Annotated in this window: 20 protein-coding genes and 1 tRNA gene; 16 read left to right on the top strand and 5 right to left on the bottom strand. The window is 68.3% G+C overall.

Translation table 11 applies throughout. From position 1 onward, the window contains the following. Window positions 1-12: 12 nt before the first annotated feature. The 4 genes from gspL to CA234_RS04645 all read left to right on the top strand — a co-directional run bounded on the left by gspL (window position 13) and on the right by CA234_RS04645 (window position 4,491). Entirely contained in the window at window positions 13-1,128 is a 1,116-nt protein-coding gene (gspL, locus tag CA234_RS04660) for a type II secretion system protein GspL (RefSeq protein ID WP_126001030.1), read from the top strand. Further along, window positions 1,125-1,625: a type II secretion system protein GspM gene (gene gspM, locus CA234_RS04655; protein WP_126001029.1), complete on the top strand. Its 501-nt coding sequence runs from the start codon at window positions 1,125-1,127 to the stop codon at window positions 1,623-1,625. The genes gspL and gspM overlap by 4 nt, the downstream gene beginning before the upstream one ends. Beyond that, a complete protein-coding gene (locus tag CA234_RS04650; RefSeq protein WP_125971946.1) occupies window positions 1,622-3,088 on the top strand; it encodes an ATPase, T2SS/T4P/T4SS family in 1,467 nt (488 codons plus the stop codon). Before gspM ends, CA234_RS04650 begins: the two co-directional genes overlap by 4 nt. A 176-nt stretch (window positions 3,089-3,264) precedes the next feature. Further along, complete coding sequence (locus CA234_RS04645) at window positions 3,265-4,491, top strand: type II secretion system F family protein (RefSeq protein WP_125971948.1); 1,227 nt, start codon at window positions 3,265-3,267, stop codon at window positions 4,489-4,491. A 43-nt stretch (window positions 4,492-4,534) separates the two neighbouring features. Here CA234_RS04645 and CA234_RS04640 read toward each other — a convergent pair whose 3' ends face one another. Next, entirely contained in the window at window positions 4,535-5,167 is a 633-nt protein-coding gene (locus CA234_RS04640) for a type II secretion system protein N (RefSeq protein WP_125971950.1), read from the bottom strand. An 83-nt stretch (window positions 5,168-5,250) separates the two neighbouring features. Between CA234_RS04640 and CA234_RS04635 the strand changes: the two genes are divergently transcribed. The 4 genes from CA234_RS04635 (at window position 5,251) to CA234_RS04620 (ending at window position 8,369) form a co-directional block, all read left to right on the top strand. Then, a complete protein-coding gene (locus CA234_RS04635; protein ID WP_125971952.1) occupies window positions 5,251-6,285 on the top strand; it encodes a penicillin-binding protein activator in 1,035 nt (344 codons plus the stop codon). Next, entirely contained in the window at window positions 6,282-6,836 is a 555-nt protein-coding gene (locus CA234_RS04630; protein ID WP_125971954.1) for a type II secretion system protein GspJ, read from the top strand. The genes CA234_RS04635 and CA234_RS04630 overlap by 4 nt, the downstream gene beginning before the upstream one ends. Beyond that, entirely contained in the window at window positions 6,833-7,720 is an 888-nt protein-coding gene (locus tag CA234_RS04625; protein WP_125971956.1) for a type II secretion system protein GspK, read from the top strand. The genes CA234_RS04630 and CA234_RS04625 overlap by 4 nt, the downstream gene beginning before the upstream one ends. Before the next feature lie 61 nt (window positions 7,721-7,781). Then, a complete protein-coding gene (locus CA234_RS04620; protein ID WP_241213241.1) occupies window positions 7,782-8,369 on the top strand; it encodes a hypothetical protein in 588 nt (195 codons plus the stop codon). A gap of 3 nt (window positions 8,370-8,372) precedes the next feature. Here CA234_RS04620 and ybaK read toward each other — a convergent pair whose 3' ends face one another. Then, entirely contained in the window at window positions 8,373-8,846 is a 474-nt protein-coding gene (ybaK, locus tag CA234_RS04615) for a Cys-tRNA(Pro) deacylase (protein WP_125971960.1), read from the bottom strand. A 132-nt stretch (window positions 8,847-8,978) separates the two neighbouring features. On the opposite strand from ybaK, the gene CA234_RS04610 reads away from it, so the two are divergent. The 4 genes from CA234_RS04610 to CA234_RS04595 all read left to right on the top strand — a co-directional run bounded on the left by CA234_RS04610 (window position 8,979) and on the right by CA234_RS04595 (window position 13,148). After that, window positions 8,979-9,701, top strand: coding sequence for a S8 family serine peptidase (locus CA234_RS04610; protein ID WP_125971961.1), 723 nt, complete (start codon window positions 8,979-8,981; stop codon window positions 9,699-9,701). Window positions 9,702-9,858: 157 nt separating this feature from the next. After that, window positions 9,859-10,266, top strand: coding sequence for a DUF2147 domain-containing protein (locus CA234_RS04605; protein WP_126001027.1), 408 nt, complete (start codon window positions 9,859-9,861; stop codon window positions 10,264-10,266). A 48-nt stretch (window positions 10,267-10,314) separates the two neighbouring features. Beyond that, window positions 10,315-11,604 carry an outer membrane protein transport protein gene (locus CA234_RS04600; RefSeq protein ID WP_125971965.1) on the top strand — a complete coding sequence of 430 codons (1,290 nt, stop codon included), beginning with the start codon at window positions 10,315-10,317 and terminating at the stop codon, window positions 11,602-11,604. Window positions 11,605-11,783: 179 nt separating this feature from the next. Further along, window positions 11,784-13,148, top strand: coding sequence for a protein arginine N-methyltransferase (locus CA234_RS04595; RefSeq protein ID WP_125971967.1), 1,365 nt, complete (start codon window positions 11,784-11,786; stop codon window positions 13,146-13,148). An 84-nt stretch (window positions 13,149-13,232) separates the two neighbouring features. On the opposite strand, the gene CA234_RS04590 is transcribed toward CA234_RS04595, so the two are convergent. Beyond that, a tRNA-Pro gene (locus CA234_RS04590) sits at window positions 13,233-13,309 on the bottom strand. Window positions 13,310-13,496: 187 nt separating this feature from the next. Between CA234_RS04590 and pnuC the strand changes: the two genes are divergently transcribed. The 3 genes from pnuC to CA234_RS04575 all read left to right on the top strand — a co-directional run bounded on the left by pnuC (window position 13,497) and on the right by CA234_RS04575 (window position 17,025). Then, a complete protein-coding gene (pnuC, locus tag CA234_RS04585; protein ID WP_125971969.1) occupies window positions 13,497-14,051 on the top strand; it encodes a nicotinamide riboside transporter PnuC in 555 nt (184 codons plus the stop codon). After that, entirely contained in the window at window positions 14,048-14,572 is a 525-nt protein-coding gene (locus CA234_RS04580; RefSeq protein ID WP_125971972.1) for an ATP-binding protein, read from the top strand. Before pnuC ends, CA234_RS04580 begins: the two co-directional genes overlap by 4 nt. Window positions 14,573-14,745: 173 nt before the next feature. Further along, entirely contained in the window at window positions 14,746-17,025 is a 2,280-nt protein-coding gene (locus tag CA234_RS04575) for a TonB-dependent receptor (protein ID WP_126001026.1), read from the top strand. 103 nt (window positions 17,026-17,128) lie between these two features. On the opposite strand, the gene CA234_RS04570 is transcribed toward CA234_RS04575, so the two are convergent. After that, window positions 17,129-18,091, bottom strand: a complete 963-nt coding sequence (locus CA234_RS04570; RefSeq protein WP_126001025.1) for a CsgG/HfaB family protein — start codon at window positions 18,089-18,091, stop codon at window positions 17,129-17,131. Window positions 18,092-18,253: 162 nt separating this feature from the next. On the opposite strand from CA234_RS04570, the gene lepA reads away from it, so the two are divergent. Continuing rightward, window positions 18,254-20,062 (top strand): translation elongation factor 4, encoded by a 1,809-nt coding sequence (lepA, locus tag CA234_RS04565; protein WP_126001024.1) that lies wholly within the window; start codon window positions 18,254-18,256, stop codon window positions 20,060-20,062. 238 nt (window positions 20,063-20,300) lie between these two features. Here the strand turns inward: lepA and CA234_RS04560 are convergent, their stop codons facing one another. After that, window positions 20,301-21,317: a hypothetical protein gene (locus CA234_RS04560; RefSeq protein ID WP_126001023.1), complete on the bottom strand. Its 1,017-nt coding sequence runs from the start codon at window positions 21,315-21,317 to the stop codon at window positions 20,301-20,303. Between the last annotated feature and the right edge of the window lie 177 nt (window positions 21,318-21,494).

Here is a 21,494-nt window from a genome sequence, read left to right as displayed (position 1 = left end):
CATGAAGCTTCTGTGACACACGGTGCCCGAGCGCCGGACCTGCCGCCGCCGCACGCCGGGGGTGTGTGGACGCTGGCGGGCGACCGCCTGATCATAGTCTCCGCCGAGGGACCCGCAACCATCCTCGTGCCCACCGAGCGGGTACGGCTGCTCGCCATCGACCTGCCGTTGCCGAATCGCGCTAGGCGACTGGCGGCGCTGCCCTTCGCGATCGAGGACCAGGTCGCCGAGCCGATCGAATCGCTTCACTTGGCACTCGGCGCGCGGGTCGCGCCGGCCGAGGCGCCCCATCGCTATCTGGTCGGCGTCGTGCGCGCCGAGACGATGGCGGAATGGGTCGCGCTGGCGGAAGCGAACGGCCTCGGCGCCGCGCCGATGGTCCCCGACGTGCTGCTGCTGCCGCGCCCGGTAGAGGGCTGGGCGGTGGAGGTGCGCGACGGGCGGGCGCTGGTGCTGGCGGCGGATGGGACGGGCTTTGCGCTGCCGGCCGCGCTGCTCGGCTCGGCCTGGGAAGCAGCCGGGCGGCCGCGCATCCACCATCTCGGCGAACCGCTCGGCGGGGGTGTCGAGGCGCATGCCACGACCCCCGATTTGCGCGACGACGAGGCCCGGGCCGAGGTCGCGATGGCCGAGCTCGACCTGCGCCAGGGCCTGTTCGCCGCACGACGCGAGCGGGTGTCCCATGGCTGGCGACGGCTGGGCTGGATCCTCGGAATCGGTGCGGCGGCACACATCCTGATCGCGGGCGGCGATGCGCTAATGCTGCGCAGTATCGCGGATCGCAGGGCGGCGGAAACCCGCGCGCTGGTCTCCGTGGCAGCGCCGGGCACCGATCTGACCGGCGATCTCAAGACCAAGGTCACGGACCTGTTGCCGACCGGCGGCGGGCGTGCGCCCGATCGCTTCGTGCCGCTACTGGCGCGCGTGTCCTCCGCGCTCAACCCGCTTGCCGGGAGCATCGCGGTGCGCACGGTGCGCTACGAAGGCAGCGCCTTGACGATGGAGTGCGACCCCGGCGCGCCCGATCTCGCCGCGCGGATCGCCGAGGCGCTGCGGGCCGGCCGGATCCAGGGACAGGCGACGGCCTCGCCAGACGGCTCGATCCGTATTACGGCGAGCGCGGCATGAGCGATTTCCTCCGCACCCAGCTGCCGACCCTCGACGCCGGCCTGTCCCGCACCGCCAGCTGGTGGCAGGCGCGGAGCGCGCGCGAGCGGGCGATGTTGGCCGGCGCCGTCGTCTTCCTCGCGGCGATCGTGCTGGTCTACGGCGTGGTGAAGCCGATACAGGGCGCGCGGGCCTCGGCACTCGCCGATATCCGTACCTATGAGACGCTCAATGCCCGCATTCGCGCGGCGGGGACGCTCAGCGCGGTCAAGCCGCAGCGCCGCATCGGTGCGCCCGAGGGGATCGCGACCCAATCCGCCAGTGCGTTCGGCGTCGCGCTTACTACCGCGCCGATCGCGGGTGGTGTGCGCGCGAGCGTGGCGGATGCGAGCTATGACTCGCTCGTCCACTGGCTGGCGGACGTGACAACGACCAGTGACTTGCGCATCCGCAGCGTCACCCTGCAGCGACTTGGTGTGCCTGGCCATGTCTCCGCCACCGTGGAGCTCGCCCAATGATCCTCGAAATGCCGACCTTGCCGTACAGCTTCGCGCGCCGCCACGGGGTGCTGCTGCGCGAGACGCCGCAGGGGATCGAGTGCGTCCACCGCGCCGATGCGCCGCTCGACGGGCTGCTCGAGGTGCAGCGGCTGGCGCCCGGCGCGCGCTTCGTGAAGCTGGAAGGCGCGGCCTTCGATACCGCGTTAGGCCAGGCCTATGGCGGGGCCGGGGGCGCCGCGGCGGATATCGACTTGGGCGACATGGACCTGGCCGCGCTGGCCGACAGCGCGGCGAGCGTCGACGACCTGCTCGACACCCGCGACGATGCGCCGGTGATCCGCCTGATCAACGCGCTGCTGATGGAAGCGGTGAAGGAAGGTGCGTCGGACGTGCATGTCGAGACGCAGGAAAAGCGCCTCGTCGTCCGCTTCCGCATCGACGGCGTGCTGCGCGACATGATCGAGCCGCCGCGTGCGCTGGCGCCGCTCTTGGTCAGCCGCATCAAGGTGATGGCCAAGCTCGACATCGCCGAACGGCGCGTGCCGCAGGACGGCCGCGTGACGCTGCGCATCGGCGGCCACGATGTCGACGCGCGCGTCTCCACCATCCCGACCCAGCATGGCGAGCGGGTCGTGCTGCGTCTGCTCGAGAAGGGCTCGCTCAAGCTGGACCTGTCCGGCCTTGGCATGAGCGAGCGCGACCAGGCGGTGTTCGGCCGGCTGCTCGAGCGGCCGCACGGCATCCTGCTCGTCACCGGGCCTACGGGCTCGGGCAAGACGACGACGTTGTACACCGCGCTCACCCGGCTCAACGACCGCAAGCGCAACGTGATGACGGTCGAGGACCCGATCGAATATGAGCTGCCGGGTGTCGCGCAGACCCAGGTCAATCCGCGCACCGACATGACCTTCGCCCGCGGCCTGCGCGCGATTCTGCGCCAGGACCCCGACGTGATCATGGTCGGCGAGATCCGCGACCAGGAGACCGCGCAGGTGGCGGTCCGCTCGGCGATGACCGGGCATTTCGTGCTGTCGACGCTCCACACCAACAGCGCGGTCGGATCGGTGACCCGGCTGATCGACATGGGGGTGGAGCGGTATCTGCTGGCCCCCATGGTCGTCGGGCTTTGCGCGCAGCGGCTGGTGCGGCGGCTGTGCCCGAGCTGCCGGCGCGAGGATGTGGCGAACGCGGCGGATTCGGTGCTGCTCGGCGGCGCGCTGCCGGTAGGCGCGCCGGTGTGGCGCGCGGTCGGGTGCGACCAGTGCCATGACGAAGGCTATCGCGGGCGGGCGGGGTTGTACGAGGTCGTCGCGGTCGACGACGCGTTCCAGAAGCTGATCCACGACGGCGCCAGCGAGGCGGAGATCGAACGCCATGCACGTGGGGAGAACCCCAGCCTGCTCGATGACGGCGTCGCCAAGCTCAAGGCCGGGGTGACCACGGTGGAGGAAGTCGCCCGCGTCGTGAGGGACGAGGCGTGAGTGTGCCAAAGATCCTCCCCAGAACGGGGAGGGGGACCATGCGAAGCATGGTGGAGGGGCTGCGCCGCGAGGCGCGGTCTGCGTCGAAGCTGTGGGATACCGCCGCGTGCCGCGGCGGGCCCTCCACCATTCGCTGGCGCGAATGGTCCCCCTCCCCGTGCCGGGGAGGATTTTAGATGCCCGCTTTCGCCTATCGCGCGGCGGATCGCACCGGCGCCGCCAAGCGCGGCGTGATCGAGGCCTCCAGCCCCGCCGCCGCCCGCGCGCTGCTGCGCGAGCAGGCGCTGCTGCCGCTTTCGGTCGAACCCGCTGCCGAGCGCGGCCGGTCGATCGGGTCGATCACCCTGCCGCGCTTCGGCCGGAGCGGGGTGAGCGCCCGCGCGCTCGCCACCGTCACCCGGCAGATTTCGACGCTCGTCGGCTCGGACATCTCGATCGAGGAGGCGCTGCGGCTCGTCGCCAGCCAGTCCGAGCAGCCGGCGGTAAGCTCGCTGCTGCTCGACGTGCGCGGCGCGATCCTCGACGGACGCAGCTTCGCCGCAGCGCTGGCGCAGCACCCCAAGGCCTTCCCCGAATTCTACCGCGCCTCGGTGGCGGCGGGCGAAGCCTCCGGCCGCCTGATCGACGTGCTCAATCACCTCGCCGAGTTCGTCGAGAACCGTCAGGCCAACGGCCAGAAGTTGCAGTTGGCACTGCTTTACCCGGCGCTGCTGGCGCTGGTGTCGTTCGGCATGATGGTGCTGCTAATGGTCTATGTCGTGCCGGATATCGTCAAGGTGTTCGTCTCGCGCGGGGCTGACCTGCCGCTGCTCACCCGGGCGCTGATCGCGATCAGTGCCTTCCTGCAGGGCTTCGGGCTGTATCTGCTGATCGCGATCGGGATCGGCATCGTCGGGTTCGGGCGGTGGATGCGGGTGCCGGCCAACCGGCTGCGCGTCCATCGCTTCTTCGCCGAGCGGCGCCCGTTCCGCCGGTTCAGCCGCCAGATGAACGCTGCGCGCTTCGCCGGTAGCCTCGCCACGCTGGTGGGGAGCGCGGTGCCGCTGGTCGAGGCGCTCCATGCCGCCGCCGCAGTGACGCCCAACCATTTCGTTCGCGAGAAGGCGACGGGCGTGGCGATGCGGGTGCGCGAGGGGATCAGTCTGCGCGCGGCGATGCAGGAGGCGGAGATCTTCCCCTCGATGCTGGTCGCGATCGTCGCCTCGGGCGAAAGCTCGGGCAAGCTCGCCCCCGCGCTCGGCCGCGCCTCGGGCGAGTTGGAGCGCGAGCTGGACGCGCTGGTCGCCACGCTGGTCGCGCTGGTCGAGCCGCTGGTGCTGCTGGTGATGGGCGGGCTGGTGCTGCTGATGGTACTCGCGATCCTGCTGCCGATCATCAACCTGAACAACCTGGTGGGGGTGTAAAACGCCCTTGAAAGCCCTCTCCCGCCTGCAGGAGAGGGCTAAATCACATCTTGCCCTGAATCCTGGACCCGCCGGGGAGGCCGACGAACGGAAGCGCCGCCGCGCCGTCCTTGCTCATGCCGAGGTCGAGCATCCCGTCCTCGCCCAGCACCGCGTCGAGCAACAGCTGCCGCCGCTGCGTCGCGGGGGTCAGCCGGATCGTCGTGCGCGGCCCGACATGCTCCGCTGTGAGCAGCAGCGCCGGCACCGCGGTCGATCCGCCGCCAGACTTGGGGCGGCAGCTGCCGGGATCGGTCGTCACCTTGCCATCCATCATCTGGCTGCCGCCACGCACCGCAATCCGCGCCATCTCCACCTGCATCACCAGCTTGCAGGTAAAGGGCAGGTCGGGCTGGATCGCCTGGAGCAGGCTGGCATCCGCCGCGCCGCTGACATGATCGAGCACCGTCCGCCCGCCCAGATGCACCAGCGCGCGCCCGCCGAGATCGGTATCCGGCCCGCTCGCCTTCCAGTCCGCCGCCAGCCCCAGGCTGGTCAGCGAGCGGAGCGGCGCCAACTGCCATTCGAGCTTGCTGCCCCCGGCGACACCGACTTCGCCGTTCCAGATCGTCCCCGCCACGCCGCTCCGCCACGGCACGTTTCGGACGAGCAGGCTCGCCGGCGCGGTGGCCAGCATCGCGAGCGCATAGGCCCCTATGCCCAGCCCGGCGAAGAGGATAAGACGCCGCCGTGCCTCATTCGCTGAATCCGGAGTTCGCAATGGACCGTCGGTCCCTGCTGCGGCTGTTGCCCTCGGGCCTCGTCCTATCCGCGGCATCGCTATCCTCCAACGCATGGGCGGGCGAAAAGAAGGACAAGCGTCCGATCGCCCTGTTGCTCCCGCTCAACGGACCGCGAGCGGGGCTGGGCCGTAGCATGCAGCAGGCCGCGTTGCTCGCGGAAAACGCGGACTATGTGCTGGCGTTCGATACCGGCGGCACTGCGGAAGGCGCCGCGCGCGCCGCTGGCGAAGCGCTGCGCCGCCATCCCGCGCTGATCCTGGGGCCGCTCACCGCCGCCGAAGTCCCCGCCGTCGGCAGCACGGTGGCGAACCGCGTGCCGGTGATATCCTTCAGCAACGATTCGGTGCTGCGCCAGCCGGGCGTGTGGATCTTTGGCATCACTGCCACGCAGGTGACCAGCGCGGTGCTCCGCTATGCGCGGACGCGCGGCGTGCGATCGGTGGTGATGATCGACGACGGCTCTCCCTGGTGCGCCGCCGCCAGCCTCGCCGCCGGGCGGATGGAGGGCGAGATCGGTCTTTCGCTGCGCGTGCTGCAGGTGAAGCCGGGCCAGCCGCTGCCCCAGGCCGGCGATACGCCCGATGCGGTGCTGCTGCCGGGAAGCGGGGAGGGCGTGCTCGCCGCCGCGCGGGCGCTGAAGGGGAGCGGGGTGCAGTTGCTCGGCACGCTGCAGGGCCTCGACAACCGGCCGGACTCGCTGGAGGCGCTCGACGGCGCCTGGCTGGCCTGTCCGGACCCTGCCGCCTTCTCCTCTTTTGCCCAGGCCTTTGCCGCCAAGAATGGCGGCGACCCCGGCACAATCACCGCGCTTGCCTATGACGCTGCCGGCGTCGCCAACAAGCTGCGCGAGGCCAATGCGCTCAACATGAACGGGTTGGTCGACGCCAAGGGCTTCCACGGCGTCACCGGGCCGGTGCGTTTCCGCACCGACGGATCGGTGGCGCGCGACTTCGCGATCGTGGTCGCCTCGCGCGACGGCTATGCCAGCGTGGCGGTGAGTTCGGGATCGTGACCGGGCAGCCCGAAGCCGGCGAGTCCGGCTTCACGCTGATCGAATTGATGATCTCGCTGGGGCTGTTCGCACTGATCGCGGTGGCCGGGCTGGCGCTGGTGGACGGCATCCTGCGGGTCAATGGCCGCACCGAAGCGCGGCTGGATCGGCTCGCGGCGCTCCAGCGGACGATGTTCGTGCTGACCAGCGATCTCGACCAGGTGGCGAGCGGGCCGATCGAGGGGCGGGGCGACCAGCTCTCCTTCGTGCGCAGCGCCCCTGGTACCGGCGGTACGGCTACCCCGGTCCGCTATGCGGTGGCGGGCGGCACGCTGGTCCGCGCCGCACCCGCGCCGCAGCTGCTGCTGCCGGGCGTGGTCACCGCGCGGTGGCGCTTCTGGGACGGCGCCTGGATCGATCGCTGGCCGGTGGACGACAGCAAGGAGGCCAAGGCCCGCTGGCCGCGCGCCATCGCGCTCGACGTGCAGGCGGCGGGGCCGGGCGGCACGCCCGTTGCGCTCCACCGGGTGGTGACCTTGCCGCTGCGCGCGCAGGATCCGCAGCCGGAATGAGCCGTCCGCGCGAAATCCGCGACGACGAGCGCGGCATGATCCTGGTCAATGTGCTGATGTTCGTCGCCATCGCCAGCGGCCTGGTGCTGCTGATGATCGATCGCGAGGAACTCGCGCTTGATCGGGGCCTGCGCATGCGCGAGGCGGCGCGGGCGCAGGCGATCGTGCGCGGCGGCGAGCTGTCGGCGCTCATCGCGCTGCGCCGCGACGGCGAGACGGCGGGCGATGTCGATCATGCCCGCGAGCCCTGGGCCAAGCTCGCCGCGACCGCTGCGCCGATCGAAGGGGGGACCTTCGACCTCGCGATCGGCGATGCCGAGGGGCGCTTCAACATCAATTCGGTGCGCAGCGGCGAGGCGGGCGCGGTGGTGCTGCTCCAGGACATCGCCAACGAGATCGAGATGCCGCCCGAACAGGTGGTGGCGGCAATCCAATATGTCCGCCTGCAGGGCCCGGTGACCGATCTGCGCCCGCTGCGGCTCGCCGGTCTCGATCCCAAGGTGGCCGACCGGCTGGAGAAGGTGGTGACCGCGCTGCCGGGCATCACCACGATCAACCTTAACGCCGCCGAACCCGAACTGATGCAGATGCTGTTCAAGGATCCGCTGGTCGCCGACCGGCTGCTGCAGGTGCGCAAGCGGCAGGGGTTCCTGACGCTCAAGGATCTCGACGACCAGCATGCGACCCTGCCCTGGGGTACGTCGTTCAAGTCGAGCAGCTTCTGGGTGCGCACCCGAGCGACGATCGGCGGCACCGCGCAGCAGGAAGCGACGCTGATCCAGCGGCGTCGGACCAAGGACGGCAAGCTGGAAACGGTGCCCGTCGAGCGCTGGCGTAACGCCGCGGTGCCGCCGGGCGTGCCGGCCTTCGGCACCGGGCGTTGAGATTGCCCGGCTTTTCTGGTCTGATCGCCGCGATGATGCGAGCGCGTTTCCCATGGTGCTGATGCGGTGGTTCGGTCGCGGCGAGATCCGCCGCTGGCGCGACCTGCACGTCGCGATGGCGCGCGCGGTGCTGCAGCAGGCGGCGGCCGATCTGGTCGAGAGCTTCGATGCCGATCTCTCCCAGGCCGATTGGCGCGACGGGCTGATCGAGCAGACCCGCTTCGTCGCCACCCGCATCGCCCCCGTCGTGCGCCAGGTCGCCGATCCGCTGGCGCGACGGGTGATCGAGGAGGCGGATCGCGCGCTGGCGCCGATCGCCTTCCACCACCTGCAATGGCAGCCGTTGCCGGTCGACGCCAATCTGATGCGCGACATGATGGAGGAACTGGGTGACTGGGCCGCGGCGGGCGGCGCCGCGCTCACCGGCCTCGTGCGCGGCGCCGCGACGGGGCTGCCGATCGCCGGCGGGCTGGGGCGGGGCGGTCCGGCGAGCGACTGGATGCGGCTGCGTGCCGAGGCGCGGCTGCGGGCGAAGGTCCACGCCTATGTCCATGCGACCGTAGTGCAGGGCCCCAAGGGGCGGCCGGCGCTCCTCGAGCATGTCGTCGCGCTGCTGCAGGACACCGCACGCCATGCGCAGCCGCTGTGACCGTCAGGCGATGATCCCGGTTACCGTTGCTCGGAGTAAATTCGCCGCATCCTGCGGGGCGAGCCGCACCTGCAATCCGCGTTGTCCGCCATTGATAAAGACATAGGGTTCGCTGATAGCGGTTTCCTCGATCACCGCGGGCAGCGCTTTCATCTGCCCGAACGGGCTGATGCCGCCGACCTTGTAGCCGGAGAGGCGTTCGGCGTCCGCCGGCTTCATCATCTCCGCCGATTTGCCGCCGACCGCCGCCGCCAGCTTCTTCATCGCCACCTGCCGGTCCGAAGGCAGGATTGCCAGCACCGGCTTGCCGTCGACCTTGGCCATCAGCGTCTTGAGCACGCGCGCGGGCGGCTCGCCCAGCGCCTCGGCCGCCTGGAGCCCGATCGCATCGGCGTCCGGGTCATAGGCATAGCTGTGTACGGTGAAGGCGATCTTCGCCGTTTCGAGCATCCGCGTGGCGCGGGTTGCCTTGGACATGGTTCTGCTCCCCGATCCTCGGCTCGGTGGCATGCGCGCGACCTACGTGCAAGCCCTGGGGCATGATGAAGTCCTTGTTAACGCTTGCCGCCTAGCCTGCTGAAAGTTTCGGCAAGATGGGCGGAGGTGGGCATGGGCCTGCTGGGGATGGCATTGTTCGCAGCGGTTGCGGGAAGCTCGCCGGCAGCGGCGCCGCGCGTCGCGATCATCGACAGCGGCGTGGCGGAGACGCCCGAGCTCCATGGCAAGCTGATCGCCGAATATGACATGGCGGGCGCCGACCGCCCCGCGTTCCGCCCGCGCTACGACCATGGAACGATGGTCGCCACTATTCTCAGCCGCGCGGCGGCGGGGGAAGTGGCGATCGTGTCGCTGCGGATCGACGATCCAGCCGGCTGCCGTCCGGGCGCCAATCCGCCCTGCCAGCCGAGTGCCGCGCCGATCGTCGGCGCGATCCGCAAGGCAATCGCGCTCAAGGTGGACGCCATCAACATCTCGCTCGCACTGGCCGACGATCCCGCGATCACCGCCGCGGTGCACGATGCTGCATCGGCGGGGATCGTGGTGGTGCTGGCGGCCGGCAACAACGGCCTGTCGCACCCCGGCAACCTCGCCATGGCGCGGCAGGGCTTTCCCAATGCGGTGCTGGTCGGCGCGCTCGATGCGGCGGGGCAGCCCTGGACCGGCACCAACCGGCCCGAGCCGCAGGCGCAGGGCTATCTCTATGTCTGGCAGCGCGGCGTCGACGTGCCGACCACGCGCGCGGACGGGCGGGCGGTGACCGGCACCGGCACCTCCTTCGCCGCGCCGATCGAGACCGCGCGGCGGATCGCGCACCGCCGTCGCACGGCCTGATTGCTCGCTGAAATTTTCTGAAACACAGCCGTTATTGCGGAACTTTGAGGAATGGGTATGGTTCCGGCCCAGGAGAGGCTGGAACGTAAACATACGCCATGTCTGTCCTCGCCTCGGGTTAACCGTGGCGGGAACAAGCGATAATGGAAAAACAAGTATGTGGATAAGTTTGCTTGCCGCGATGCTGGTAGCAGCACCGCAAGCCGGAGAGGGTGTCGAAGGTCGCTGGAAGACCCAGACACGAAATGCGATCGTCGAGATCCAGCGCTGCGGTGCTTCGATCTGTGGGCGGCTTCTCACCTCGGACGCGCTGCGCACCAATCCCGATCTGCGCGATACCAGGAATTCGAACGCGCAGCTGCGCACCCGTCCGCTCAAGGGGATGCAGATCCTGAGCGGCTTCACCGCCGACGGCGGCAATTGGAGCGGCGGCAAGATCTACAATGCCGAGGACGGCAAGACCTACACCGCGGATATCACGCTGGCGGGCGCCGACCAGCTCAAGCTGCGCGGCTGCGTGTTCAAGCCCTTCTGCCGTACCCAGACCTGGACCCGGGTTCGCTGACGGCGCGCGCGTGCGCCGTTTACGAACCCCAGTAGCGTGAGAATAACCATGAAAAAGCTGCATTTCCTCCTCACCGCCGGTACCACGCTGGCGGCCAGCGCCGGTTTTGCCGGTGCCGCCCATGCCCAGGCCTTCTACCTGCAGGAACAGTCTGCCCGCGGCGCCGGTCGCGCCTTTTCGGGCGAAGTCGCCGATACGGGGGCTGCCTCCTTGTGGTGGAACCCCGCCGCGATCGCCGATGCCGAGCGCATCGAAGTCAACCTCAACGCCGCAGCGATCCTGCCGCGCGGCGAGGTGGTCGATACCGGCACGCTGATCCGTCGCCCGGGCAGCACGGCCTTCACGCCGATCGGCGGCGAGACCACCAGCCGCAATCCGATCAACAACGGCGTGCTGCCGTCGGGCGCGGTCGCGGTGCCGCTCGGCCACCGCGTCGCGCTCGGCCTCGCGGTCACCTCGCCCTACAGCTTCACCACCGATTACGCGTCGACCAGCTGGGCGCGCTACAGCGCCGACAAGACCCGGCTGCGCACGGTCGACATCCAGCCCTCGATCGCGGTGTCGGTGACCGACTGGCTGCGCGTCGGCGCGGCGGCGAACGTCGAATATACCGATGCCAGCCTCAGCAACGCGCTGCCCAACGTGCTCGCGAGCCTGCCCGACGGCCGCCAGGAACTGAAGGGCGATGGGTGGGATGTGGGCTGGAGCGCAGGCTTCCAGATGCACAGCGACCGGGTGACCGCGGGCTTCAGCTACAAGTCGGCCATCCGCCACAAGCTGAAGGGCGACCTGACCGTGAGCGGGCTGGTCGGGCCGCTCCAGACCGGCAACACGGCACTGTCGGACGTCCGCGCGGACTTCTACACGCCCGCCCAGCAGATCGCCGGCCTGCGCTGGCGCGCCACCGACAGGCTGACGCTCAACGGCCAGGTGGTTCATTATAACTGGGACAAGTTCGACGCGATCCGCCTCGGCGCGCCGCTGAACCAGGCGATCCCCGAAAACTACCGCGAGAGCTGGAGCTATGCCGGCGGCGTCGACTATATGGTCTCGCCCGCGCTGACGCTGCGTGCGGGCGTGCAGCGGGCGACGACGCCGACCCAGAACGGCCAGCGCGATGCGCGCGTGCCCGATTCCAACCGGTGGAACTTCGGCGCGGGCGGTTCCTATGCGGTGACGCGGAACATCGTGCTCGATGCGGCGGCGAACTATGTCGACTTCGCCAACGCGCCGATCGACCGCGCGACGATCGCCGCGGGCTCGACCATCCTGACCCGGGGCGAGCTGCGCAATGCGCGGGCGTTCGTCTTCTCGCTGGGCGGCCGCGTGCAGTTCTGACGGGCTAATTCGCTAGAACCAATGGCAGCGCCGCCGACCTTCGGGTCGGCGGCGTTTCCTTTTCAAGCCGCTCCTCGTTGGAGGAGGGGCTTTTAGGGGCAACCCCAGGACTATCGCCCGGGCCCGCGAACACCTATCCGAAGCGACCCGCACCGAAACCAAATCTTAAGGATGTTCCCGTGACCGACCTCGCGTCCCCCGATCGCCTGAACGAGGCTCGTACCGCGCTCGCCGAGGCGATGGCACTGCACGAACAGGGGGATTTGGCGGCGGCCGAGCGGCAGTATCGCGTGGCGCTCGCCCACGGCTATCGCGCGGTGGAGATCCTGCCATTGCTGGCTGGCTTGCTGGGGCGGCTCTCGCGCCCCGAGGATGCGCTGGTCGCCTGGGACGAGCTGCTCGCAACCGAACCCGATCATGCCGTCGCGTTGCATGAGAAGGGCCTGACGCTCCACTGGCTCGGCCGCAGCGACGCGGCGATCGCACCGCTGGAACGCGCCTGCGCCCTCGATCCGGACAATCCCACCGCGCTGGGCAACCTCGCGGTCGTGCTGGCCGATGTCGGGCGCAACCAAGAGGCGCTGCATTGCTTCCGCCGCGCGCTCGCGTTGCAGCCGGACAATCTCCACCTGCGCCACCAGGTCCGGCGCCTCGGCTCGGGCGCGGTGCCCTTCTGGCATATCCCGATGATGAACGACGCGCCGCGCAACGATGCGTTCGAGGCGGCGATTAAGGCGGCGATCGCCGTCGCCGGGCCCGATGCGCGGGTGCTCGACATCGGCGCGGGCAGCGGGCTATTGTCGCTGATGGCGGCGCGGGCAGGGGTGCGCAAGGTCGTCGCCTGCGAGATGGAGCCGCTGATCGCCGAGATGGCGCAGACCATCGTCGCGCAGAACGGCTATGCCGGTCGGGTTACCGTCCATGCCAAGCCTTCGACCGAACTCGCCATCGGCGCCGAACTGGATGCGCCGGCGGACATCCTGGTCTCGGAAATCCTCTCCAGCGACCTGCTGACCGAGAAGGTGCTCGACACTTTCGAGGACGCCCATCGCCGCCTGCTCGCGCCCGACGCGATCGTCATCCCGCGCGCCGCCACCGCGATGGGCTGCCTCGTCGCCAGCGACAATCTCGCCGACTATGTCTTTGTCGGTGACGTGTCCGGGTTCGACCTTTCGGCCTTCACCGCCTTCGGGCCGCAGCGCTTGCCGATCCACGGCACGATGACCGGCTGGCAGCGGCTGTCCGACGATCAGGAACTGGTGCGGCTGGACCTCACGCAGAAGAAGCACGACGCGACGCTTGCACGGTTGCGCATTCCGGTCACCGCCAGCGGCCGCGCGGTGGGCATCGTGCAGTGGATGCACATCGATCTGTGGGAAGGCGTGACCTTCGACAATCATCCGAGCGGCTATCACGATGGCGGCTGGCTGCAGGTGCTGCATAGCTTCCCCGAGCCGATCGAGGTCACGGCGGGCGAAACGCTCGACATCGCGGTCGGCCATGACCGGATCACGCTGATCCTGATGCCGCTGGAGAGTGGCTGAGGCGCGGGCCCTGCGTTTGCTCTAAGGGAGAAAAGGGGCAGCGGGCGACCCGAAGGTCACCCGCTTTATCCCAAATGCAAGTAATGGTCGGGGAGAGAGGATTCGAACCTCCGGCCCCTGCCTCCCGAAGACAGTGCTCTACCAGGCTGAGCTACTCCCCGACGGAGTCCGGTCTACAATGCTTTCGGGAGCAGACCGGCTTGAGCTTGGAGGCGCGCCTATAAGGGTGGGTTGGCCGAGCCGTCAAGCGGTTCGTTGCAGCAAAAAGACGAACCCATGCTTTTTTTCCGCATCGCTCCCTTTCCCGCTCTCGACCGCCCCTCGGCGGACCGATAAGCCTCGCCGCCAATGTCACCGATCGAAGCCGTCGCCACCCTGCTGGGGCTCGCCAATGTCGCGCTGGTCGTGCGGCGGAGCCTGTGGAACTATCCCTTCGCGCTGGCGATGGTGACGCTGTACGCCTGGATCTTCCTGCAGGCGCGGCTGTACAGCGACGCGCTGCTCCAAGGCTTCTATTTCATCGTCAACGGCTATGGCTGGTGGAACTGGCGGCAGGCCAAGGCGGAAGCGGGCGAGGTGCCGGTGGTGCGGCTGTCCAACCGCGCGCGGCTCGGCTGCGCGGCGGGCGCTGCGCTCGTCGCGCTCGGCTGGGGCGCACTGATGTCTCGCCTGACCGATGCGGCCTTTCCCTGGTGGGATGGCACGATCGCGGTGCTGAGCATCGTCGCGCAGATCCTCCAGTCGCGCCGCGCCTGGGAATGCTGGCCGCTGTGGATCGTGGTGGACCTGCTCGCCATTCCCTTGTTCCTGGTGAAGGGGCTGTGGCTCACCGCCGTGCTCTATTGTCTTTTCCTCGCGCTTTCGGTGTGGGGAGCGATCGACTGGACCAAGGCTCGCGCATGATTCCTCGCACCATCTGCCTCCACGGACCCGAAAGCACGGGAAAGACCACGGTCGCGGCGCGGCTCGCAGCGGCGCTCGGGGGCACGGTGCTCGACGAATATGGCCGCGAATATGCCGAGGCGCGCGGCACCGATTTCACGATGGCCGATCTGGTCGAGATCGCCAAGACGCACGATGCCGGCACCCGCATGATGCTGGAGACGACCGCGCCGCCGCTAATCCTCGACACCGATCCGCTGATGACCGCCGTCTGGGCAGACATGCTGTTCGGCACGCGCGATCCCTGGTTCGATGCCTGGCAGGGCACGGCGGACGTCTACCTCCTGTTCGACATCGATCTGCCCTGGGTCGCGGACGGCACGCGGCTGTTCGGCACGCGTCCATTGCGGCAGCGCTTCTTCGATCTGTCGCGCGCCGAACTCGAGCGCCGCGGGGTGCGCTGGGCGCTGGTGCAGGGAGAAGGGGAGGCGCGCACCGCCGCCGCGCTCGCCGCAATCGAGGCTTTTGGGCAACAGATCTGAGGAACCGGCGGCCGCCGGAATTCCGTCACAGGAAGTTCACAATCCGAGCCTAGCGCCGCCCCCGACGGCAACGGGAACCCACTATCAAATAATTGGCATCGCCGGTGAAATGCCGGGCTGCGGTTCCGCGTGCCGTTCAAACACAAGACCAAATATCCATTCGGGGAAAACCAATGCTGAAACTCGCGCGCGACAAGCGCAGCCTGCTGCTCGGCGCCGCCCTTGGCGCGCTGTTCACGTCCGATTTCGCCTTCGCCCAGGATACGCAGGCGAATGACGGCCTGAGTGAAATCGTCGTCACCGCCGAGCGCCGCCCGGAAAACCAGCAGGACGTGCCGCTCTCGGTCGCGGTGCTGCCGGCGTCGCAGGCGCGCGATTACACCGCCGGCGGCGACGACACGCTGCTCGCGCTCTCGGGCAAGGTGCCGGGCCTGTATGTCGAATCCTCGACCGGCCGCATCTTCCCGCGCTTCTACATCCGCGGCCTCGGCAACGTCGATTTCTACCTCGGCGCCTCGCAGCCGGTCTCGATCATCCAGGACGACATCGTCCTCGAGCATGTCGTGATGAAGTCGAACCCGGTGTTTGACGTGAACCAGATCGAAGTGCTGCGTGGGCCGCAGGGTTCGCTGTTCGGCCGCAACACCACCGCCGGCATCATCAAGTTCGATTCGATCCGCCCCTCGCAGCAGTTCGAGGGCCGCGGCACCGCCAGCTATGGCAGCTATAACAGCGTCAATGTCGATGCGGGCGTCGGCGGGCCGATCATTCAGGACAAGCTCGCCTTCCGCATCTCGGGGCTGTACCAGCACCGCGACGACTATATCGACAACAGCTACACCGGCCCGAGCGCCGACGGCACGCGCGTCGGGCGCAAGGATGCCGCGGGCGGCTTCAACGAGAAGGACGTGCGCCTGCAGCTGCTCGCGACGCCCAGCGAGACGCTGTCGATCCTCGCCTCGGGGCACGCCCGCTGGTATGACGGCACCGCCACCGTGTTCCGCCGCGGCGCGCTCAACCTGGGTTCAAACAAGATCCGCGGCGTCGACTTCACCAGCGCGCGCTGGGACGAGGGCGCCGACAATCCGCAGAACTACAAGACCGCCGGCGGCTCGGTCCACGTCAACTGGGATCTCGGCGGTGTGACGCTGACCTCGATCACCGGCTACGAGACGCTGTCGGGCTATAGCCGTGGAGACACCGATGGCGGTGCTGCGGCCGATTTCGGCAATGCCGGCTTCGGCGAGTCGATGGGCCGGGTGAAGGGCCTCGACCAGTGGACCGAGGAATTCCGCGTCGCCAGCAACGGCAACGGCCCGCTCAAGTGGCAGGTCGGCGCGATGTATTTCGACGCGCGCGACATCACCGATTTCTACCAGCGCGCCTATTTCCTGAGCGGCACCGCCAACAACCCGAATAACTGGGTCCGGCTGCACAACGTCAACACCAGCTGGGCGGTGTTCGGCCAGGCGAGCTACGAGGTCGCCCCGCAGCTCACGATCACCGCTGGCGGCCGCGTGACCGAGGACACCAAGACCACCGATCTGCTGAAGACCGCAAACACGATTGCAAACGCCGTCACCTATACTGGCCGTCGCCACGTCCGCCTGTCCGACACGCAGCCGAGCTGGGACCTGAGCGCGCGCTACGAGGTCAACCCCGATCTCAGCGTCTATGCCCGGGTTGCCAAGGGCTTCCGTGGTCCGACCATCCAGGGGCGTTCGGCGGTGTTCAACTCGGACTTCACCACCGCCACCTCGGAGAAGATCCTGTCGTGGGAAGCCGGCCTGAAGAGCCAGATCGGCCGCACGCTGCGCTTCAACCTGTCGGGCTTCTATTACACGGTCGACGACATCCAGCTCAACGGCAACGACCTCAACGGCAACGGCGTGCTGCTTAACGCCAACAAGGCCAAGGCCTATGGCATGGAAGCCGATCTCGACTGGAAGCCGGTGCGCAACCTGTCGATCCAGGCGGGCCTGAGCCTGCTGCACAGCGAGATCGACGACCAGAACCTCGAAGCGCAGGTCTGCGCGTTCGGCGGTGCGGTAACCTGCACCGTGCTCGATCCGCTGCGCAAGCAGGGCTCGCTGTTCCTGGCGAAGATCGACGGCAACCCGCTGCCGAACGCGCCGGAATACAATCTCAGCCTCAACGCGCGGTACGATGTGCCGCTCGCCAATAGCGGCCGCGTGTTCGTCTCGACCGACTGGAACCTGCAGGGCTACACCAACTTCGTCCTGTACGAGACCAAGGAGTTTACCGCGAACGGCAACTTCGAGGGTGGCCTGAAGATCGGCTATGCCGCGCCGGACGACGCCTGGGAGATCGCAGGCTTCGTGCGCAACATCACCAACGAGATGAATCTCAAGGGCGTGATCGAGAACTATCGCGCTGCCGTGCTCAACGAGCCGCGGGTGTTCGGCGTCTCGCTGAGCGGCAAGTTCAAGTAAGCCCAATCGGCTGCGCCTCCCCCGCCGGGGAGGTGCGACGGACAAGAGAAAAGGGCCGCCGCGGGATCTCCGCGCCGGCCCTTTTTCCTTTACCCGCGCCCGATCAGTTGGACGGGGCGAGCTTGGTGTTCAGCACCCATCCGACATTGTCGTTCTCGTCGGCGACTTCCCACCACAGGCCGTCCTTCTTGCCGGTGGGGTAGAGGATCGCGCCCACCGGCAGCGTGCGGATCACCTTGCCGGTCGCAGCCGGCAGGGTGCGCATCGCCACCGGCGCCTGGGCGGTGAAGGTCTTGGTCGGGGCCGCCTGCGCAGTGCCCTCGTCGCCGGGGCGCACCAGGCCGAGCTCGTTGACCATCTTCGAATAGGCGTCGATGAAGGCCAGCGTTACGATCCGGCCGATATCGGTATTGTCATAGCCGCCGCCGACCGCACCCAGCCCGCCGCCGATGAAGCCGACGCCGCCGCCCGCGCCCCAGCTCACGCTGTTCTTCGAGGCATAGCCTTCCTGGGTGGAGATCGTTTCGGTGGTGCGGACATTGGTGAGCGAGAGGACGGTGTTCGCCTCCATCTTGCGCGACTTGATGCCGCCCAGCAGGCCGCCGATCGGCCCGCCGATGATGCCGCCGGCCGCACCGGCCACGCCGCTGCCCGCCGCATTGCGGTTCGAGGCCTGCACCTCGGCGACCAGAACATAGTCCGCCGCCTTGATCTGGCCCTGGCCGACATTGGCGCCGCGCTGGTGGCCGAGATTGCCGCCGATGTTGCGCTCCAGCTCGGCCGCCTGCAGGCCCGAGCCGCGGTCGACGAGGTTGAAGCAGCCCGAACGCTGGACCAGCACCTTCAGCAGCTTCTGCGGCGGCGCCAGCGAATACTGCGTCCAGCCGCGGGGATCGTCGCCGTCAACGATCGAGAGCGTGCCCAGCTTGCGTGCGCAATGCGGCACGTCCTGCATCGCCTGTTCCTGCGTGCGCTGGGTCTTGGTCGGCTTGCTCTGGGCGAGCGCGGGAACCGTGCCCACGCACAACGCCATCGCCCCGGCGGCGCCGAGCAACTGCTTCATCATGATACTAAAACCTCCCTGTACAACCAGGCGGCCCGAAGTGGGAAGAGACCGCCCCCCGGTCGCGTGCGTAACAGAATGGATCGCGTCGGCCTAGCGCGCTTGCGACCTCGTGCAATCCGGTACTTTGGCTTTTGCCCGCAGCCTGCTATCGGCCGCGGAATCATGGCCACCGACATCACCAAGATCCGCAATTTCTCGATCATCGCGCATATCGACCATGGCAAGTCGACGCTCGCCGACCGGCTGATCCAGCGCACCGGCGGGCTGGCCGACCGCGAAATGTCCGAGCAAGTCCTTGATAACATGGATATCGAGAAGGAACGCGGGATCACCATCAAGGCGCAGACCGTGCGCCTGGAATGGAAGGGCCATGTCCTCAACCTGATGGACACGCCGGGCCATGTCGACTTCGCCTATGAGGTGAGCCGCAGCCTCGCCGCCTGCGAGGGCGCGCTGCTCGTCGTCGACGCAGCCCAAGGCGTGGAAGCGCAGACGCTCGCCAATGTCTACCAGTCGATCGAGCACGACCACGAGATCATTCCCGTGATCAACAAGATCGACCTCCCCTCGGCCGAGCCCGAAAAGGTCCGCGCCGAGATCGAGGACGTGATCGGCCTCGACGCCTCCAACGCCGTGCTCGCCAGCGCCAAGAGCGGCATCGGTATCGACGAGATCCTCGACGCCATCGTCGAGCGCATCCCGTCCCCCAAGGGCGATCCCGCCGCGCCGCTCAAGGCGATGCTGGTCGACAGCTGGTACGACCCCTATCTCGGCGTCGTCATTCTCGTCCGCGTGATCGACGGCTCGATCAAGAAGGGCCAGCAGGTCAAGTTCATGCAGACCGGCACGACCCATCTGGTCGACCGCGTCGGCGCCTTCCGCCCCAAGATCGAGCAGCTGCCCGATCTCGGCCCCGGCGAGATCGGCTTCATCACCGCGCAGATCAAGGAAGTCGCGCAGGCCCGCGTCGGCGACACGCTGACCGACGCCAAGAAGCCCGCCGCCGAGCCGCTCCCGGGTTTCAAGGAAGTCCAGCCGGTCGTCTTCTGCGGCCTGTTCCCGGTCGACGCCGCCGACTTCGAGAAGCTGCGCGAGAGCATCTCCAAGCTGCGCCTCAACGACGCCTCGTTCAGCTTCGAGATGGAAACCTCGGCCGCGCTCGGCTTCGGCTTCCGCTGCGGTTTCCTGGGCCTCCTGCACCTGGAGATCATCCAGGAGCGGCTGATGCGCGAGTACGACCTCGACCTCATCACCACCGCGCCGAGCGTGGTCTACAAGATGAAGCTCACCAAGTCCGCCGGCGAGGCCGAGGGCAAGGAGATCGAGCTCCACAACCCCGCTGACATGCCCGATCCCAACCGGATCGAGGAGATCCAGGAGCCGTGGATCCAGGCGGTGATCTACATGCCCGACGAATATCTCGGGCCGATCCTCAAGCTCTGCCAGGATCGCCGCGGCATCCAGAAGAACCTCACCTATGTCGGCGGCCGCGCCCAGCTGACCTATGAGCTGCCGCTCAACGAAGTGGTGTTCGACTTCTACGATCGCCTCAAGTCGATCAGCCGCGGCTATGCCAGCTTCGACTATGAGCAGATCGGCTACCGCGCCGGCGACCTGGTCAAGATGGGCATCCTGGTCAACAACGAGCCGGTCGACGCGCTGAGCATGATCGTCCACCGCTCGACCGCCGAGAGCCGCGGCCGCGGCATGTGCGAGCGGCTCAAGGACCTGATCCCGCGCCACCTGTTCAAGATCCCGATCCAGGCGGCGATCGGCGGCAAGGTGATCGCCCGCGAGACGATCGCCGCGATGCGCAAGGACGTGACCGCGAAATGCTATGGCGGCGACGCCAGCCGCAAGCGCAAGCTGCTGGACAAGCAGAAGGAAGGCAAGAAGCGGATGCGCGAATATGGCAGCGTGCAGATCCCGCAGGAAGCCTTCATCGCCGCGCTGCGGATGGGCGAGGAGTAAGCGAAACCCAATTCCTCCCCGGAACGGGGAGGAATTGGGTGCGCCGCGTCCTGAAAATTCCTCCCCGGAACGGGGAGGGGGACCATGGGCGCGAGCCCATGGTGGAGGGGTCGCCGCGCAAGCGGCGGGGTTCCCGCGCGCTCGACCCGTACCGCGCCTTGCGGCGCGGCCCCTCCACCCCGCCGCTGCGCCGCGCGGTCCCCCTCCCCGTGCCGGGGAGGAATTCAGGTTCGCCGCTTCACCGCCCCCGCGCCGCCTTCCATTCCGCCCAGCTGTCCGACCGCGCGGCGGCTTCCCATTCGACCTGCGCCGCGGCCATGCGGCGTTCGGCGTCGCGTTGCGCGCGGCGGCGTTCGTCCCAGTCGGGGCCGCTGACCGTCGAGGTGCCCGGCGACCGCGCGTACAGGGGCAGCGGCGGGCGCTCCGGCTCGCCGCACTCGGCCCAGACCTTTCGGCGCATCGCGTCGAGCTTCGCGCTCATCGGATGCGCGAATTCCTGCTCGCGGCCGTGCTTGCCATAGTCGGTCGTGAAGAAGGTGATCATCGCGTCCGACATGCCGGCATTGGCGAGGATCAGCTCGATATGGGTGAGCTGGCGCAGCGTATAGTCGGCGGCGACGATCCGGCCCTCCAGCCGCAGCTGGCGCTCGCTGCGCACCTTGGCGGCATAGCGGGTGAACAGCGTGTCGAGGACCTGGCGCATCTCCTCGGGCATCTTCGCGTCGGGCTCGGCCAGCGCCATGTACTCCGCCTTGCGCCGCGCGCACACCGGGCAGGGGGCAGGCGCCTCCTCGCGCGCGCCCTCCTCGCGCTTAAGCGTATCGGGATGGCGGGTGCCGGGCGGCAGCGCGGCGGGTGCGCCATATTTCTCGGGATTGCGGTGGCGCAGGATGAACATCAGCAGGCGATCATTGTACCAGCGCTTCTCGCCGCACTGCTCGCCCTTGTAGAAGACCGGCACCGGCACGCCCTCGATCGCGCGTTCCATCGCGATGTCGCCCAGCCGATCGAGCCCGGCGGTGAGCGCCGCCTCCCAGGCGGCGCGGAAGCCGGCGCCTTGCGGGTGGAGGCGCAGCATATAGGCGCCCTCCTTGGCCATGTTGATCGACCGCGCCGCCGCGGTGACCGACCCGGTGGCGGCAAGCGCGGCGATGAACGCCCGCTGCCGCGCGGGCGTCCAGCCGTCGACGCGATGTTGGCGGGGTACCGGGGTGAAGTCCGGCACGACGAAGTCGGGGTTCGAGCGGTTCTTCATGCCTACGCATATAACCAAATAGGTTCGTGTAGGAAAGGGGGGCTCTCACTCGCGAGAGTCAGACTTGCTGTCGATTGACGGTTCGCTGAACTACCAGCGTTGGCATAAGATGCTGGGAATGATGCGAAATTCAGTTGGCGCCATTCGGAAGATGTTCCCCTTTTCTTCTGGCTGGAA

This window comes from Sphingomonas sp. ABOLE, assembly GCF_003950455.1.
GTDB lineage: Bacteria > Pseudomonadota > Alphaproteobacteria > Sphingomonadales > Sphingomonadaceae > Sphingomonas > Sphingomonas trueperi.
The sequence above is the reverse complement of the archived record's forward strand: the minus strand, read 5'-3'. Positions and strand labels throughout refer to the sequence as shown.